The sequence below is a fragment of the Aerococcus mictus genome (genome assembly GCF_003286595.3).
In the GTDB taxonomy this organism is placed as follows: Bacteria; Bacillota; Bacilli; order Lactobacillales; family Aerococcaceae; genus Aerococcus; species Aerococcus mictus.
Genome location: NZ_CP132985.1, coordinates 1,133,261 through 1,150,168, shown reverse-complemented (window position 1 = coordinate 1,150,168; position 16,908 = coordinate 1,133,261). Strand labels below are relative to the sequence as shown.

The window sequence follows — 16,908 nt, the reverse complement described above, 5'->3', positions numbered from 1 at the left end:
TTGATATTTAACGTTTTCATTTCTTTTCAAGACTCTAAGCTTTGGTATAATGAGGGTATCAAGAAATAGGGGGATAGTCATGAAGCGTATACCTTGGGATCAGTATTTTTTATCACAAGCCTTGGTTTTATCGATGCGGAGCACTTGTGACCGTTTGATGGTGGGCGCTGTGATCGTTAGAGATAATCGTGTTATTGCTGGAGGCTATAATGGTTCTGTCAGCGGAGAGACCCATTGTAGTGAAGGGGGATGTTACTTGGAAGATGGGCATTGTGTGCGCACGATCCATGCTGAAATGAATGCAATTATTCAGTGCGCTAAATTTGGTGTTTCTACTGAGGGCGCTGAAATCTATGTGACGCACTTTCCTTGCTTGCCTTGTACCAAGCAAATTATTCAAGCTGGAATAAAAAAAGTTTCCTATCTCTATGACTACCATAATCATCCTTACGCCCTGGAACTCTACCAAAAAACCGGGGTAACGGTCTGGAAAAGGCAGTTAGAAGATGACTTCTTCCATCAACTTCATCAACAAAATTTACTCAATTGTGAGAAGGAAAAACAGAGCAAAGAAAAGAATTCGTTTTCATAATCAGAATTGTCTGACATCTAATCCATTATCTGCTATAATTTTCATATGATTTAATCGTTCTCCATAGGAATAGGTTTTATCAGTTTATATCTATACTCAATAGAAAGTGTGAATGTAATATGAACGCAAAAGAATATCTTCAAGAAACACGTCAATTGTGGGATAAGAAGTATGAACAGGAACCAGAATTTTTACAAGTCCTTCATGAATTTGTAGATAGTGTTGAACCTGTTTTTGAAGAACATCCCGAATATATTGAGGCTAACCTATTACAAATTTTAGCTATTCCAGAACGTATCATTGAGTTTAGAGTGCCTTGGATGGATGATCAAGGTAAGGCTCGAGTTAACACCGCTTTTCGGGTTCAATTTAATTCAGCAATTGGGCCATACAAAGGTGGTCTACGTTTCCATCCAACCGTTAATAAGAGTATTTTAAAATTCTTAGGTTTTGAACAAATCTTTAAAAATAGCTTAACCGGCCTACCTATTGGCGGAGGTAAGGGTGGCTCTGACTTTGATCCTAAGGGCAAATCAGACCAAGAAATTATGCGCTTTTGTCAAAGCTTTATGACCGAATTACAAAAATATATCGGTCCTGATATGGATGTTCCAGCAGGGGATATTGGTGTAGGTGCCCGTGAAGTCGGCTACTTATACGGCCAATATAAACGTCTAAATGGTTTCCAAAATGGTGTGATTACCGGAAAACCTTTAACTTATGGAGGTTCACTCGCACGTACCCAAGCCACGGGTTATGGTGCGGTTTATTTCTTGAATAATATGTTAGCTGCCAAGGGAGAAGCTATTGAAGGCAAACGGATTATGATCTCTGGAGCTGGTAATGTGGCTATTTATGCTGCTGAAAAGGCTCAAGAACTTGGCGCTACTGTCCTTACAGTCTCCGACTCCAATGGTTACGTCGTGGATGAAGAAGGCATCGATATTGATTTACTAAAAGACGTCAAGGAAAATAGACGTGAACGTATCAAGGTGTATGCCGAGGAACGCCCAAGTGCCAGCTACTACGAAGGAGTAGTTTGGGATCACGAAATTGACGTTGATGTGGCTATGCCATGTGCTACTCAAAATGAACTGAAAAAACCGGGTGCTGATCAAGCTGTTAAGAATGGGGTTAAATTTATCTCTGAAGGTGCTAATATGCCTTTAGATAAAGCTGCAACAGATACCCTTCTCGAAGCCGGTGTATTCGTTGGTCCGGCTAAAGCAGCTAATGCCGGTGGGGTAGCTGTATCAGCCTTAGAAATGTCTCAAAATAGTCAAAGATTATCTTGGACCTTTGAAGAAGTCGACCAAAAATTAAAAGATATCATGGATAATATCTATCAACAAGCGACATCAGCCGCTGAAAAATACACCAATGACCCTTATAACTTAATTGCAGGAGCTAACATTGCTGGTTTTAGTAAAGTTGCTCAAGCGATGTTATCTCAAGGACTTGTTTAATCCTTTTAAAAAGAGTATATTGTTGAAAAAGAGCGATGATTAAAATCGCTCTTTTTCGTAATCAAATTATACTGGGCAAAGAGAAAGGGATGAGCAAATGGAGAAAGTTGAAATTGATAAATCTGAAATTATTCAACATTTTCCCAAGCGCCAAGCCAATTCATATAAGGGCGACTACGGCAATATTGTTTTGATCGGAGGCAACCAGTCCATGGGTGGTGCAATTCAGATGGCCGCAATGGCTTGTGTCAATAGTGGGGCAGGACTGACGACTGTCTTTACCGATCCAGTAAACCGGCCTGCCATCCATAGCGTTTTACCTGAAGTGATGGTTAGTGATTGGCGTCGGCAAGATAGCTTGAAGAAGGCCATTGAAAAGGCTGATGTGATTGGCATCGGGCCAGGCTTTGGTCGCGACCATTCACGCTTTAACCAGATTATGTTACTCATTAAACAAGTTATTGCTGACAAAATATTGGTTATTGATGCCGATGCGATTTCTATTCTCAGCCAAAAAGACCAAGGCTTAGACCAATTATCCCAGGCGAAATATCTCGTTTTGACTCCACATTATGGGGAGTGGGATCGCTTATCGCATGGTGAAATTTCCTACCACGATAATGAAGGAATTCAATCATTCGTTAACCATTATCAACTGAATTTGGTCCTTAAAGGAGCACCTAGCCGTTTATATTTTGCTGACCATGCAAACTTTTATCAATTAGCTATCGGCAATCCTGGTATGGCAACTGGTGGAATGGGTGATACCTTGACTGGGATGGTTTGTGGCTTTATGGGCCAATATACAGATCATGAAGCCGCATTGAAAGCTGCTACTTTCCTTCATAGCTATATTGCAGACCGCATTTACCAAGATCAATATATTGTTCGCCCTAGTCAAATCGCTGATCTCTTACCCAGAGTTATGAAAGAGATGGAGGCAGAACGTGAGTAAAAAACATAAAAAGACCAATGCTATGCGCCTCTTAGACCAGGCCAAGATCCCTTATGAAGAAGCCATCATTCCATATAGAGATGGTAGTTTTCAACCACAAGCAGGGAAATCGTCCTACAAAACCTTGGTAGCTAGAAGCCATGACCATGAAATCGTTGTATTTGTGATACCGCTTGACCAGGAGCTTGATCTTAAGCAATGTGCCCGCGTCATTAACAGTAAGCGGGTTGAGTTAGTCCATGTTAAGGAACTATTGGGCCTCACCGGCTATGTACGAGGCGGTTGTTCGCCTCTAGGCATGAAAAAGAAATATCGTACTTGGTATAATGATTCCTGTCTTGATGAAGACAAAATATATGTCAGTGCTGGTGAACGGGGCAAACAAATCGGACTTGATCCTAAGGCTCTAATAGAAGTTACTCAGGGCAAAGTTGATCATTTGATACGTTAGTCGAAACAATACCACTTTCACTTATAATGTAATCTGCTTTTATGTCATAGTCTTTGCAAGGAATATCTGAAGTCATTAGTTTATCGAAGTAAGGAATAATGGTTATTCCTTTAAAATCAGCCAAGAGGCGGTCATAATAGCCTCCACCGTAGCCTAAACGTTGACCCTGGCGGTTACAACTTAAGCAGGGTAAGATGATGAGATCAAGCCTACTAATGTCAGCTTGGGGACTATTAGCTTGAGGCTCCAAAATACCATATCTACTTTTTTGATAAGTGGTCGATTCATCAATATAGTACAAATCAAGTGACTTTCCATGAACTCGGGGGAGGATTACTTGAATCCCTTGCTTAAAACAAAAACGAATCAGCTCTTGGGTATTAAATTCAAAGGGCAGACTGGAAAAAAGTAAGATACGCTTAGCTTGGTTAAAAATTGAAAAATTGACTAGTTTATCGCTAATAATTTCATTTGCCCAATGATAATAAGACTGGGGGAGGGCTTGGCGTTTTGTTTTGATTTTTTGACGTAGCCTGCTTTTTTTACTATCGATTTCATCAGTCATTTCGCTTTGTCTCCTTTCCTTGGTGGGGAAATAATTGCGGGTAACGATAGCATTGAGGGTTACGGGCAGTACAAATCGTCCTGCCAAAGGCAATTAAAGCATGGTGGGCATCCTTCCATTCACTAGCAGGGAGGACCTTAGTAATTCGTTTTTCCACTTCTCTTACCGTAGCATTTGGATCGACAAAGTGATGATGTTTTGCTATGCGACTGATATGGGTATCGACAGCAAAGGCTGGCTGGTCAAAGCCTAGACTGAGGACGACACTGGCTGTTTTTCTCCCCACACCACTTAGACTTTCTAAATCCTTGCGTTGACCGGGAACTTGACCACCGTACTTGTCGATTAATTGTTGACCCACTGCATGCAAATAACGCGCCTTGCTGTGATAGAGGCCTAGCTGATTGATAAAGGGTTCAATGTCCTGAGGGCTGGCCTCCGCTAGGTGTTTAGGCGTGGGAAAAGCTTTAAAAAGATCAGGAGTCACTTCATTGACCTTTTTATCAGTGGATTGGGCGCTGAGCATCACAGCGATGAGTAATTGGTAAACAGAATTGAAGTTTAAACTTGGGCCAGCGTCGGGAAAGAGGGCCATAATTTCTTTCAGAACGGATAAGGTTTCTGAATCAGTTAAAAGCAATAAAAACACCTTTTCTATTAAATATAAGTAAATTTTACGAAAAAAAGAAGTTGGCATGGGGGCCAGCTTCTTTTTTATTAAGCAGGAATTATTTAGCAATGAAAACATCACAGGCCGCATGGATCATAATATACTCAGAAACGGACCCAATGAGTAAGCGATCAAGTACGCCTTTACCAGTCGACCCCATCATAATTAAATCAATTTCTTGTTCTTCGGCAAAGTCAAGAATTTCTTTTCTAGGATCTCCAGGACGGGCTTCAATGGTGATATCTGTAATTCCGACCTCTTGAGCTTCTTTTTGGTAATTCTTTAATAATTCTTGGTAGGCGCATAATTCATGGTCATGGGCTTTTAAATTAAAGTCATCAAAGTCATAACGTAAGAAATCAGCAGCTACACTAAAAATATAGAGTTTAGCTTGATAGATATGAGCATATTCAAGGGCTTGTTCAAAGGCAGCCTTGGCTGGTTCAGAACCATCAATAGGTACCATTATTTTTTGAATATTTTTCTTTGGCATAATTAACCTTCCTTACTAGCGGACAATAAGCACTGAAACAGGGGAATGGCGAACAACGAATTGAGAAACGGAGCCCATAAAGAGACGTTCTCTAGCATTTTTCCCAGTTGCCCCAACAACAATCAATTCAAAGGCAGGATCTTCTTTTAAAAGGTGAATGATTTGTCGCTTAGGCTCGCCTACAAAGACCTCAGCATTGACTTGGTCAAAGTCAAATTGATTCTTGGCAAGTTGACGGTAATTATTGAGTAACTCTTGCCGTTGGCCGACAAGGCTGTGAGAATAATCACTTTCTTCACGGTTAGATAAAATATCTTCGTCGATAACAGATACCAGGTATAAATTGGCCTCCTTAGCCTTGGCGATAGTGACCGCTTCAACAAAAGCATCGCGAGCTTGGTCAGAGTCGTCGACAGCAACTAAAATTTTTCTTTTTATTGACATGAATATTCCTCCCTTATATAAACGTTTTCTTTATTATTATTTTAGCAATCTAAACACTTATAATCAATAATAGCCTGAGGCTCTAACTTTGACTAGTAGGAGTAAATTTTCCATGGTAAGATATTTAACAGGTTTATCTATTATTCGTTAAAAAATACATATATAGGAGGATCAATTGAGTGAAAAAAGAATATCGTCAAAGTCTTAATTTAATCACTGATATTTTATTAGTTGTTATCACAGCCTGGGGGTCTTTTCAAAATGGTTGGTTTAATTTACCCAACTTGGTTTCCTGGATGGGGCTGATTGGAGTTATTGGTTTGGCAAAGAAGTGGCAAGGAAATTTCATTTTTAACGCGATTCAAAATATCTCTGCTGCTATAGTAGCAGGCCGTAATCGGATCTTTGGTGACATGTTTACCAGCATTTATTATTTATTTACCCAAATCTTTGGTTTTCAGCAATGGCAACATCATAAAGATGAATCCGGGGAGCTTATTGTAGACGAAAAGACGAATTGGCGTTTAGTAGGTTTCGCTGTTTTAGTAGGTTTCTTTGGTTTAGGGACCGTTTCTTATTTTCTCGGTGGCGTATTTATCTTCTGGGACGCATTTAATAATGCCACAGCTATCATTGCTCAATACATGCAATTGGTGCAAAGAAAGCGGGCCAGCTGGATTTTATGGTTAATCACTAATCTTATCTCCCTTTATATTTTCCTCATGCAGGGGGTACCACAAATGGCCATCATGTATTTCGTCTTTTCACTCAATGCCTGCCGCGGTTTTATTAACTGGAAAAATTAGGCCAGCATAGACAGGGGATTAGACTGTTAAATAGGCAAAATAATCTGTACAATTAAATTACCATAGTTAAAAAGAGGGGGATAATGATGAGTAAGGTTATGATAATTGTCAATCCAGGGTCTGGAGATAATCAAGGCGAGGAATACGGTAAACGACTAGCTGATTTTCTCAACGGTAAGTTTGATCAAGTCGATATAAAAAAGACTGAAGGAGATAATGACGCCTTGAAGTTTGCCCAGGAAGCCTGTCAAGGCCATTATGATTCTTTATTTACTGTTGGCGGTGATGGAACCATTAATGAAGCGGTCAATGGGCTCGCCGGCCAGGACTACCGACCCACTTTAGGTTTCTTCCCAGCAGGAACCAACAATACTTTTGCCCAATTATTTAATATTTCTGAAGATATTGATCAGTATATTGAGAACTTAGATTTAGAAGAAAGCCATCGTTTAGATATTGGTCGCTGTAATGATCAATATTTCAACTACTATGTTTGTTTTGGCAAGTTAATTGAAGCAACCACAGGAACCAGTTCCGAAGAGAAATCACAATTTGGCTCCTTTGCTTACCTGAAGAATATTTTATCAGCTCTACCTAAAGATGACACCCATCCTATTAAAATTGAATCTGATAGTGAAAGTTTTGAAGGCAAAGCCAGTCATGTATTTGTCCTATTAACTAACCAAGTGGGAAACCTGGTCTTCTCTAATGAACAAAGTAATTTACAAGACGGTCAATTTCAAGTGTATATTTTAACCGATGAATCAACCGGGTCAAAGTTATCTGCGCTAAAGGATATCCTTTTTGGTCAATTAGAAGATAATGACTCGATCAAAAGCTTTGCCTGTTCCAAGTTAACCATCACGAATTCTGATGATAATGAAACCCAGGTCGATATTGATGGTAACGATGGGCCTTATCTCCCATGCGAAATTGAATTATTGCCAAAGCACATTAATTTCTATGTTCCTAAGACCCAAGCAGTTCAATAAAGGCTAATTTAAATAAATTTAAGACAATTTAATAAGGCTTTAGTGTATACTAAGGAAAAGTAATAGGAGTCTAGTATGGCTCCTATTTTAATTATAAAAAAATAAAGGAACATCCTATATTATGAAAGATATTTATAATCGCTATCATAAAATGTTTAAAATAGTATTTTATATTTTACTGATCTTATTTTTCGGCTATCTCATTCAAAATGAGTTACGGTCAATTAATTGGTCCTTGTTTTTTGATTCCTTAGCTGACCTACCTGCTTTTACCCGGATGGCCTTAGTAATCTTTGGATTATTAGGCTTTAGCTTTAACGGGTGGTATGACTATGTTGCTACCCGTAACTACACGGTGACTGCCCATAGCTATAAAATTTTACAAATGGGCTGGATAAGCCAAGCATTTAATGAATTTATCGGCTTAAGTGGCTTTACCGGTGCTGCTCTTAGAAATAATTTTTATCAAAAGCACGGGCTGAAGCCTAAGCAAGCCATACAAATTTCCTTAGAAACTTGGTTTGCCAGTTTTCTGGGCTTAGGCGTCTTATTATTAATCGTCTTATTATCAGGAAAAATTGATGGTTATTCACTATTACTTCCAGTAATTTATTTACTCTATCTGCCTTTGTATTTTTTCTATGATAAATTGCCTTTAGCCAGAAAATTGGGTAAAAAATTTGGCCTAGAAGCTATCACTTGGAAGAAGAAATTGGCTTACCTATCCGCTTCGCTGTGTGACTGGGTAGCTTCTTTTACCTATTTTTATATTGTGATGTTAATTTTTATGCCGCATTTATCACCGATATTTGCCATGATGGTCTATAGCTTCGCTAACGTCGTAGGGATTTTAAGTTTTATTCCTGGAGGTTTGGGGACCTTTGACCTGACGGTATTATTAATGATGCAAAATGCCGGTTATAATCCCGATCAAGTTTTGGCAGCGATTGTTATCCTCCGGGTATGTTACTACGTCATTCCCTGGTTATTAGCTTGTTTCTATGTTTTCCATAACTGGTTTACCAGTAAACTATTCGAAGAAGATATGAAGATAAAGGCATGGGGAAAGTGGATTGTTCGCTTTGTTTCCTTTTTACTCTCAGTTAACGGCTTGGTTTTAATTTCTTCAGTGATTTCACCAGCCGTTCCTGAGCGGATTCATTTGCTTAAATACCTGATTCCCAGATCTTTACAAAGTGTCTCCATTCTTTTGGTCCTTTTAATCGGGTGTACTGCCTTTATTTTATCTTTTGGCCTATTTAAGCGGATCAGAAGGGCATTATGGTTGACACTTATTCTCTTACCTCTAGGAGCCATTGCTTGTATGATTAAGGGCTTAGACTATGAGGAAGCGATCTTCTTACTCCTATCGACTTATTTACTTTATCAGTCCCGTTTTCTCTTTACTCGCAATCATTTGGCATTGAATCGTAAGAATATTTTACTTAGCTTTTTCGCCTGTGCAGGTCTTTTGTTAATCATTTTTTTAATCACCGGGCACTTTAGACATATGCCTTTCACTCGTCATGTCTATTTATTAAATCCATTACATATTTTCTTCTACCTGGTGATTGCTAGTTTGTTGACTATTTTAGTGCTATTTAGTCGCAGTGAACGACTGGACTTCCTACCACCTTCCCTAGATGAAATTAATCTTTACGAACAGCTTATCGCTGAATATGGGGGGAGCGAATATAGCCACTTAGTCTATTTGAAAGACAAGATGATCTTTTTTAACACTGAACAAACTGTGGCTATTTTATACCGCCCCTCATCGGATAATTTAATTGCCTTGGGTGACCCCATTGGTAACAGTCAGGATTTTCCTAGCGCCTTAGAAGAATTTTTGGAATATGCTGAACATATGGATATGGCGGTCGGCTTTTATGAGGTTACCCCTCATTACCTGGATGCTTTTTGTAGTTTAGGCTACGCTACCTTGAAAATAGGGGAGTCGGCGATTATTGATTTAGATGAATTTACTTTTGAAGGGAAGAAGAATAAAAACCGGCGTTCCGTTCGCAATGATATGACCCGGGCTGGGCTCTATTTTGAAGTTTACCAACCGCCTTATAATGATAAATTTATCCATGACTTGCGGCAAATTTCTGATCAGTGGCTTAATAAGCGAGAAGAAATGAGTTTTTCCATGGGGGCTTTCTATGAGGACTATCTAGCTAGAGAGCGGATTGCCGTCTTAAGAGATGAGAAGGCGATCTATGCTTTTGCAAGTATTATGCCGATATCGGAGGACATGATTTCAATTGATTTAATGCGTTATATCAGTCATGATGCTGGGGATGTCATGCAGATGCTCATTTTGCAGTTATTGCAATGGGCCAAAGACCTTGGCTACCACCGCTTTGTTTTGGGGATGGCGCCTTTGGCTAATGTAGGGACAAAATCCTATGCTAGCCCACGGGATAAGACCTTGCATCTGGTATATGATTTTGGTAATCGCTTTTATGGCTTTAAAGGATTACGTGCCTACAAATCTAAATTCCGTCCTGAATGGGAAAACCGCTATATTATTTATCCTAATCAGACCACTTTAATCAAGATTTTAATTAGTTTATTAGATATTACCCACAAGACAAGGGATTAATGTTTATTTTTTAAGGAATTTCGATTACACTAAATAGAAACGACGATAGGAAAGGAAGCGATATCATGTCACAAACCGTTTATACCGTATACTGGGAAAATAAACGTGATGATGTCCGCAAAGAACACGGGACCTTTGCCAGTGAAGAAGAGGCTTTAGCAGGGATTAAAGCTTGGTGGGAGTTACAAAAGGACAAATATGACAATGTCCAAACTGTTCGCACTAATACCGGAGCCTTAGAAATCCAATACGAAGATGATAATTATGTCTATCGGATTGAGGAGGAACAATTAGATGGCCAGCTGCCAAAAAAATCCTATACTTTAAGAAAACCTGGTCAAATTGAGGCGGAAAGAAACAAATATGATGTCGATGACGATTATTATCTTTTTGATGAGTTAGCCGAACCTTATCGTGACCGTCTGATTGTAGCTATGAATGACAGCCAAAAGGCTCGCCAATATATCTATAATGAACGCGGACAACTCATCAAAAAATTAGGTCAATAAAATTTTAATCAAAGTCAAAAGAGAGTCAAATTCCCATAAAAGGAACTTGACTCTCTTTTTTGACCAGAAAAGGGTTTTGGAAGCGCTTTATAACAAAAGGGTTATTGAAAAGGCTTAATTTTATGATTAAACTAGTTAGGGTGTTCTTAATTGCCAATTGATAGAAGGAGGAAAAAACAATGAAAGAGAAACTTTTTGAAAGTTTGCAACGTTTAGGGAAAACCTTTATGTTACCAATTTCAATTTTACCCTTAGCTGGTTTATTTCTAGGTATATCAGCTTCTTTTACAGGTGAAACATTTGTGAAAATGTATCACTTAGAAAATATTCTTTCGCCGGGAATGCCGCTCCATAGTATTTTAAGCGTTTTAGGAGACTGCGGAGCCGTTGTCTTTGATAACCTAGGTTTATTGTTTGCTATATCTATTGCCTTAGGTTTGGCTAAAAGCGAGAAAGGGGTGGCAGCCTTATCAGCCGTGGTAGGCTACTTTATGATGTACGCTTCACTATCTAGTTCCATCATCCACCTCCGTGGTTTAGAAGAATTGGAAAAAATACCAGGATTGATCACATCATTACTTGGCTTTGAACATACCATGAACCTGGGTGTTTTTGGTGGGATTATTATTGGCTGTCTAGTGGCTTGGCTACATAATCGTTATTACAAGATCGAACTCCCTGATGCCTTGTCATTTTTCGCTGGTACTCATTTTGTCCCAATTGTTTCAGCAGTTGCTGGAGTCGTTAGTGGACTTATTTTATCTTTTATCTGGCCGTATTTTGCCGCTGGGATTGCTAATCTCGGTCAGATTATCGCTAATACTGGCCACTTAGGGACCTTCCTTTACGGTTATATTTATCGTGCCTTAATTCCATTTGGATTGCATCATATTTTTTATTTACCATTTTGGCAAACCGCTGTAGGAGGGACTGCCGTCGTTGATGGGACCACTGTTGTGGGCGCCCAAAATATTATTTTTGCCCAATTAAAGGCTGGAGAAGCTATTTCTCCCGATGCAGCTAGATTCTTTGCCTTCCAATTTCCAGAGATGATTTTTGCCTTACCAGCTGCTGCCTACGCCATGTATCGTGCCGCTAGATCAGATAAGAAGACCATGGTCAAGGGGCTATTATTTTCTGCATCCCTAACCTCAATTGTTACGGGGATTACCGAGCCGATTGAATTTACTATTTTATTTGCCTCTCCCTTACTTTATTTTGGGGTGCATTGTGTTCTCTTTGCTTTATCTACTGTCTTAGTTCATATTGCCGGAGTAGGGGTTGGACTAACTTTCTCAGGCGGGTTAATTGACTTTATTCTTTACGGCGTCTTGCCAGGCAATGCGAGAACACATTGGATTCCTGTGGTTATTATCGGTATTATCTACGCCATTGTCTATTTCTTCCTCTTCCATTGGATTATTAAGAAATTTGACTTGGATACTCCAGGAAGAAAAGCAGATACTTCATTACATACTAAAGAAGAATTCCGGAACAAAAATGCGCTTAATGGCTTGAGTGAAACTGACCAAAGAGCTTATCAAATTGTTAGCGGTTTAGGTGGTACCGATAACCTGGTTGATGTTGATAATTGTGCCACCCGTCTACGGGTAACGGTCAAAAACGGTGATGAGGTTAATAAGGAAGCCCTACAAGCCACTGGCGCAGCTGGCGTTGTGGTACGTGGTAATAGTGTCCAAGTCATCTACGGGACCACAGTGTCAACCATTAAGACCCAGGTGACTGAATTTATTGACAGTGGTCAAGCTCCCAAAACAGCCGCAACGGTCGTGAACGAAAAGCAAGCAGAAGATCTCAAAGGATCAGCTCAAGTCGTTAGTGATCAAGCGATTTTAGATGGTATCCCAGTAGAACTTTATGCGGTTGCAGATGGTGAGGTCATTAGCATTGATAAGGTTGAAGATGAGGTCTTTTCTCAAAAAATGATGGGGGACGGCTATGCTATCCAACCTAGTCAAGGCCAGGTGGTCGCGCCAGTAAATGGGAAAATCTTAAATATCTTTCCAACTAAGCATGCCCTTGGTATCCAAAGTGATGAAGGCCTTGAAATCCTCGTTCACATGGGCTTAGACACGGTTGAACTCAAAGGCGAAGGCTTTACTATTCAGGTTGAAGAAGGACAAAGTGTCAAAGCTGGGGAGCCGTTAGCTCAAATGGACCTAGCAAGTATCGAAGCCAAAGGTAAAGCTTGTGACATTATGGTTGTCTTAACCAATAGTGATAGGGTTCATAGCCTCGATGTTCTTGATCAAAAACAAGTCACAGCTGGCGAAAAGGTCGGCGAAGCCTTATTGAATAAAGAATAGAGTGTTAATTAGTAATACTTAACTAAAGGTTCTAGTGGTGGAACAAGTCGTCTACTGCTAGGCCTTTTTATATACTAATCGCTCGGCAGAGCTTCGCATAAAAGTTTTAAACCATTACTTCCTTCATGAATTTACTTAATTATTTTAATAGACGGAACAGACTTTAGGGTATATTATAAAGAGAAAGTTAGTGCAGTTATTAGGAAAGGGGTTAGACAATGGAAGCAGGTTATCAAAATACAAAAGTTAATCAAAGCTTTTACTTACAAGTGGACGATCAGCATAAGTTGTATGTCGAAGACTGTGGAAACACAAAAGGCCAGCCAGTTATTTTTCTACATGGAGGTCCTGGGAGTGAGATTACTCCAAGTTGCCGCTTATTTTTCGATCCTGAAAAATATCATATTATTTTATTTGACCAACGAGGGACTGGGAAGAGCAAGCCTTTTTTATCTACCGAGAATAATACACCTTTTGACAGCGTTCGCGATATGGAACTGATCCGTGAATACTACGGCTATGACAATTGGTTTGTTTTTGGGGGCTCTTACGGATCGACCTTGGCTTTGGTCTACGCCATTTTACATCCTGAACGGGTGGAACAATTGATACTAAGAGGGATCTTTCTCGGCCGTCAAGAAGAGATCGATTGGTTGTATGAAGGTGGGGCAGCAAAATTTTATCCCGAAGCTTACGAAAAATATCTGTCGTTCTTGAGTGATGAGGAGCAAAAATAATTGCGTCCATGCTTATTATCAAAAAATCCATCAGGGAGATAAAGAAGCTCATCAAGCGGCATGTAGGTATTGGACCAAGTGGGAATCTTCCTTGTTGACCTTATTGCCTCATTTTCCCGAAGAAAACCAACTTAGTCCAAGTGAAGAAGCAACAGCCGTTTTAGAATCGCATTACTTTGAAAATCATATGTTTTTTGAAGAAGATAATTATATTTTAAATAATGTTCATCGCTTTAATGATATCCCGATGGAAATTGTCCAAGGCCGGTATGATGTCATTTGCCCACCAAGTTCAGCCCATCAACTCCACCAAGCATGTCCAAAATCTAATTTACATCTGGTAGAAGCCAGTGGCCATAGCCCTTACGATCCTGAAATGTTAAAAACGATCGTTGCTATTATGGACCAATTAGCGGAATAAAAGAAAAAGCACTCCTCAAGATGACTTAGAAGGATAAGTGATCGTTGAAGGGTGCTTTTCTATTTAATTAAAAAAGGGATTTGTTAATTTTTCTTCAGCAATGGTAGAAGCCCCGTAATGTCCTGGATAAACCAGGGTCTGGTCTGGTAGAGTAAACAATTTTTGTGGAATACTTTGCATAATCGCTTGACTATCTCCACCCGGAAAGTCGGTTCGACCGATCGTTCCTTTAAAGAGGGTATCACCAGTCATCATGAAAGGCTGGTCGTCATTATTAAAGAATAAGCAAGTACTTCCCTTAGTATGTCCCGGTGTATGGATAGGGGTAAAGTCAATACTTCCGATACTTTGTTTTTGGTCATCTTGATAGTAAGAATCAGCCGCTTGAAAAGTCAAGTGACCTAAACCAATAAAGGGACTCATATTATACATGGGGTCACTCAACCAAGGCGCCTCAGCTTGATTGATGTAAACCGGAATTTGATAGTATTGCCGGATATCGTCTAGGGCACCGATATGGTCACAATGACCATGAGTAATTAAGACAGCAAGGGGTTTTAGCTGTAGCTTTTGAATTTCCGCACGAATTTTGTCCGCTGAAGAACCGGGATCAATAATTAGAGCTTCTTGATTTTGCTCGTTATAGACTAGATAGGTATTAGCCTCCAACACCTCAGTAACGACTCGAGATACTATGAGCATAAGTTGACCTCCTGAATATATACTAAAAATAAAAATAAAGCCATAGTTGCTGGGAATCCAACAGCTATGGCATACAGAAGTGAATAATTTGTTAGTCTTCTTGTTGTTCTTTAACGAAATCAAGGAATTGATGGAAGAGCATATCTAAGAATTTATCTGTTCCTTCATCAGTCATGCGACCGGTTTCGTCAAATTTGTTAGCAGCTTGTCCCATTAAAAATTCTGCACCTGGGAAAACTCTAGCATATAAACCTGGAGAAGTGAAAATGTTACGTAAATTATCTTGGGCACGAACAGAACCTAGGGTACCTAATGAAGCCCCCACAATCATAACAGGTTTGTTTTGGAAAGGTTTACGAACACTTGATAACCATTCGATAACACTTTTTAGGGCTGCGGTAATAGCGTGGTCATATTCAGCTGTTGAAATAACAACGCCGTCAGCAGCTTCAATTTTGTCTGCTAATTCATTGACCACGTCAGGAACATCTTGCCCCATGTAATCTGCGTTAAATAGAGGGATTTCGTTAATTTCAGCAACTTCAAATTCAACTTCGTCACCGAATTTATTGGCCATATGTTCAATTAAAAGACGGTTATGAGACTTAGAAGCATTGTTACCAATAATACCGACAATTTTCAATTAAAAAAACTCCTTTCGCTAAGCCAGGGATTTCCTGTTTAACAATTTGATTATTTGATATTTAGCGTGATTAAAAAATTAAACGCTTTCTTAATTATTGTAAAATGAATTTGGCAAAATGTCTACACTATTGAGAAAATAAATAGAATATAATAGTTATGGATTATTTCTTATCTTCAGTCGCTTTTACTGTTATTATAGATATAACCTATATTTTAAAGGAGCTGGTAGAATGCGTTATTTTTATCTCATTTTAGGTTGGACTTCCTTCGCTCTAGGTGCCTTGGGAACCTTTATCCCTGTATTACCAACAACTCCATTCATGCTATTAGCAGCCTGGGCCTTTGCGCGTAGCTCTAAGCGCTTTGATCAATGGCTGAAAAGTACAAAAATCTACCAATATTATGGAGCAGATTTTGAAGATGGTGGTGGGATTCCTTTAAAAAAGAAAGCACAAATTATACTCATTACCTATACCGTAATGGCTATATCCATTTATTTTGTCCCACTTAAGCCTGTCAGATTACTAATTATTGTCATAGGTATAATATTTGGGTTATGGTTATTTTTCAAAATGCCTACCAAAAAAGAGTAAAGGCCTATTTAGCCTTTACTTTTATTCTTCTCATAGTAGCATCGACACTGTCATAATACACCGTTCCAAACTTAGCCAAATGTAGCATAAGTAAATATAACTGATAAAATTCTAAGCGGAATTCATAGCCTTCAGCCATGGGATAGAAGGCTTGATAGGATTGATAAAAATCCTGGTTAAATCCGCCAAAGACCATGGAGACCCCGATATCAAACTCCCGATCGCCGTAAAAAGGGGCAGGATCAAAGATAGCCGGTCGACCATCGCTTAAAAACATAAAATTACCTGACCATAAGTCGCCATGTAGGAGGGAAGGGTGACTCTTATGCTGGCTCAAGCTATCTATAATGATAGCGCGAATTTCTTGATAGGCATCACTTTCGGCCTTTTGCCATAGTTGGTGGTCCATCAGATAGTCATGGAGGGGGTCTAGCCTTTGTTGAATGAAAAAGTCAGACCAAGAGACATTCCAAGCATTTGAGAAGGTTAAGCTGGACCCTTGATAATCAAGGTCAAAGCCAAATTGACCCTTGTCGCTGTGGACATGGTGTAAGTTACTGATTAATTCAGCCAATCGCTTTTGGTCGCCTAAAAAGCCTTCATCAAGATAAGTCAAGAGCAGATAGGCGTCACCATTAATTTCGCCCTGACTGATCACTTTTGGTGCGGTGATACCTGCCTTTTCAAAGGCCTTAAGACCAGCAACCTCACTGTCATAAAAGGAAGCTGGTGTATTTTTTTGGACCAGGAGGAAGTAAGGACCATTACTACTATCGATGCGATAAGCATCGTTGACGTCTCCACCTGCAACAGGATGGAGCTTTTGAATGTCCTTCACTGGTAATTGACTGATCCATTGACGGTTAATTTTCGTCATTATTAGGACTCCTTTCGCTATATTTTATTCATAAATTAGTCGATAGTCTATATGATAT

19 protein-coding genes are annotated in these 16,908 nt (G+C 39.4%); 12 read left to right on the top strand and 7 right to left on the bottom strand.

Going from position 1 to position 16,908, the window contains the following annotated elements; translation table 11 throughout:
* The first annotated feature begins 79 nt into the window (after positions 1 to 79).
* The 4 genes from DBT49_RS05360 (at position 80) to DBT49_RS05345 (ending at position 3,464) form a co-directional block, all read left to right on the top strand.
* A complete protein-coding gene (locus DBT49_RS05360; RefSeq protein WP_013668568.1) occupies positions 80 to 592 on the top strand; it encodes a ComE operon protein 2 in 513 nt (170 codons plus the stop codon).
* Between the two features lie 119 nt (positions 593 to 711).
* On the top strand, positions 712 to 2,058 hold the full coding sequence (gene gdhA / locus DBT49_RS05355; RefSeq protein ID WP_070560127.1) for an NADP-specific glutamate dehydrogenase: 1,347 nt from the start codon (positions 712 to 714) through the stop codon (positions 2,056 to 2,058).
* A 97-nt stretch (positions 2,059 to 2,155) separates the two neighbouring features.
* The gene (locus DBT49_RS05350) at positions 2,156 to 3,013 is read left to right on the top strand and encodes an NAD(P)H-hydrate dehydratase (RefSeq protein ID WP_070560129.1); all 858 of its coding nucleotides are present in this window, start codon (positions 2,156 to 2,158) and stop codon (positions 3,011 to 3,013) included.
* Positions 3,006 to 3,464 carry an aminoacyl-tRNA deacylase gene (locus DBT49_RS05345; protein ID WP_198434550.1) on the top strand — a complete coding sequence of 153 codons (459 nt, stop codon included), beginning with the start codon at positions 3,006 to 3,008 and terminating at the stop codon, positions 3,462 to 3,464. Before DBT49_RS05350 ends, DBT49_RS05345 begins: the two co-directional genes overlap by 8 nt.
* On the opposite strand, the gene DBT49_RS05340 is transcribed toward DBT49_RS05345, so the two are convergent.
* The 4 genes from DBT49_RS05340 to DBT49_RS05325 all read right to left on the bottom strand — a co-directional run bounded on the left by DBT49_RS05340 (position 3,430) and on the right by DBT49_RS05325 (position 5,636).
* Complete coding sequence (locus DBT49_RS05340) at positions 3,430 to 4,029, bottom strand: 5-formyltetrahydrofolate cyclo-ligase (protein ID WP_070560131.1); 600 nt, start codon at positions 4,027 to 4,029, stop codon at positions 3,430 to 3,432. The genes DBT49_RS05345 and DBT49_RS05340 overlap by 35 nt on opposite strands.
* On the bottom strand, positions 4,022 to 4,669 hold the full coding sequence (gene nth, locus DBT49_RS05335) for an endonuclease III (RefSeq protein WP_070560361.1): 648 nt from the start codon (positions 4,667 to 4,669) through the stop codon (positions 4,022 to 4,024). Before nth ends, DBT49_RS05340 begins: the two co-directional genes overlap by 8 nt.
* Positions 4,670 to 4,757: 88 nt before the next feature.
* Entirely contained in the window at positions 4,758 to 5,192 is a 435-nt protein-coding gene (locus DBT49_RS05330) for a universal stress protein (protein ID WP_070560133.1), read from the bottom strand.
* 15 nt (positions 5,193 to 5,207) lie between these two features.
* On the bottom strand, positions 5,208 to 5,636 hold the full coding sequence (locus tag DBT49_RS05325) for a universal stress protein (protein ID WP_070560135.1): 429 nt from the start codon (positions 5,634 to 5,636) through the stop codon (positions 5,208 to 5,210).
* Between the two features lie 179 nt (positions 5,637 to 5,815).
* Between DBT49_RS05325 and pnuC the strand changes: the two genes are divergently transcribed.
* From pnuC to DBT49_RS05290, 7 genes are all read left to right on the top strand, one after another.
* Complete coding sequence (gene pnuC, locus DBT49_RS05320; RefSeq protein WP_070560137.1) at positions 5,816 to 6,442, top strand: nicotinamide riboside transporter PnuC; 627 nt, start codon at positions 5,816 to 5,818, stop codon at positions 6,440 to 6,442.
* Positions 6,443 to 6,528: 86 nt separating this feature from the next.
* Positions 6,529 to 7,434, top strand: coding sequence for a diacylglycerol/lipid kinase family protein (locus tag DBT49_RS05315; RefSeq protein ID WP_070560362.1), 906 nt, complete (start codon positions 6,529 to 6,531; stop codon positions 7,432 to 7,434).
* 121 nt (positions 7,435 to 7,555) lie between these two features.
* Positions 7,556 to 10,039, top strand: a complete 2,484-nt coding sequence (mprF, locus tag DBT49_RS05310) for a bifunctional lysylphosphatidylglycerol flippase/synthetase MprF (RefSeq protein WP_070560138.1) — start codon at positions 7,556 to 7,558, stop codon at positions 10,037 to 10,039.
* Between the two features lie 65 nt (positions 10,040 to 10,104).
* Positions 10,105 to 10,548: a hypothetical protein gene (locus DBT49_RS05305; RefSeq protein ID WP_060778272.1), complete on the top strand. Its 444-nt coding sequence runs from the start codon at positions 10,105 to 10,107 to the stop codon at positions 10,546 to 10,548.
* 179 nt (positions 10,549 to 10,727) lie between these two features.
* Positions 10,728 to 12,875: a PTS transporter subunit IIABC gene (locus DBT49_RS05300; protein WP_070560140.1), complete on the top strand. Its 2,148-nt coding sequence runs from the start codon at positions 10,728 to 10,730 to the stop codon at positions 12,873 to 12,875.
* Between the two features lie 218 nt (positions 12,876 to 13,093).
* Positions 13,094 to 13,612, top strand: a complete 519-nt coding sequence (locus DBT49_RS05295) for an alpha/beta hydrolase (protein WP_258451578.1) — start codon at positions 13,094 to 13,096, stop codon at positions 13,610 to 13,612.
* A 94-nt stretch (positions 13,613 to 13,706) separates the two neighbouring features.
* The gene (locus DBT49_RS05290; RefSeq protein ID WP_258451577.1) at positions 13,707 to 14,033 is read left to right on the top strand and encodes an alpha/beta hydrolase family protein; all 327 of its coding nucleotides are present in this window, start codon (positions 13,707 to 13,709) and stop codon (positions 14,031 to 14,033) included.
* A 63-nt stretch (positions 14,034 to 14,096) separates the two neighbouring features.
* Here the strand turns inward: DBT49_RS05290 and DBT49_RS05285 are convergent, their stop codons facing one another.
* Together DBT49_RS05285 and DBT49_RS05280 are read right to left on the bottom strand one after the other, a co-directional pair.
* Positions 14,097 to 14,735: an MBL fold metallo-hydrolase gene (locus tag DBT49_RS05285; RefSeq protein WP_070560144.1), complete on the bottom strand. Its 639-nt coding sequence runs from the start codon at positions 14,733 to 14,735 to the stop codon at positions 14,097 to 14,099.
* Positions 14,736 to 14,826: 91 nt separating this feature from the next.
* A complete protein-coding gene (locus DBT49_RS05280; protein WP_060778268.1) occupies positions 14,827 to 15,378 on the bottom strand; it encodes an NADPH-dependent FMN reductase in 552 nt (183 codons plus the stop codon).
* Between the two features lie 232 nt (positions 15,379 to 15,610).
* On the opposite strand from DBT49_RS05280, the gene DBT49_RS05275 reads away from it, so the two are divergent.
* Positions 15,611 to 15,973 carry a YbaN family protein gene (locus DBT49_RS05275; RefSeq protein ID WP_070560145.1) on the top strand — a complete coding sequence of 121 codons (363 nt, stop codon included), beginning with the start codon at positions 15,611 to 15,613 and terminating at the stop codon, positions 15,971 to 15,973.
* A gap of 4 nt (positions 15,974 to 15,977) precedes the next feature.
* Here DBT49_RS05275 and DBT49_RS05270 read toward each other — a convergent pair whose 3' ends face one another.
* Positions 15,978 to 16,850: a fructosamine kinase family protein gene (locus DBT49_RS05270; RefSeq protein ID WP_083300514.1), complete on the bottom strand. Its 873-nt coding sequence runs from the start codon at positions 16,848 to 16,850 to the stop codon at positions 15,978 to 15,980.
* Between the last annotated feature and the right edge of the window lie 58 nt (positions 16,851 to 16,908).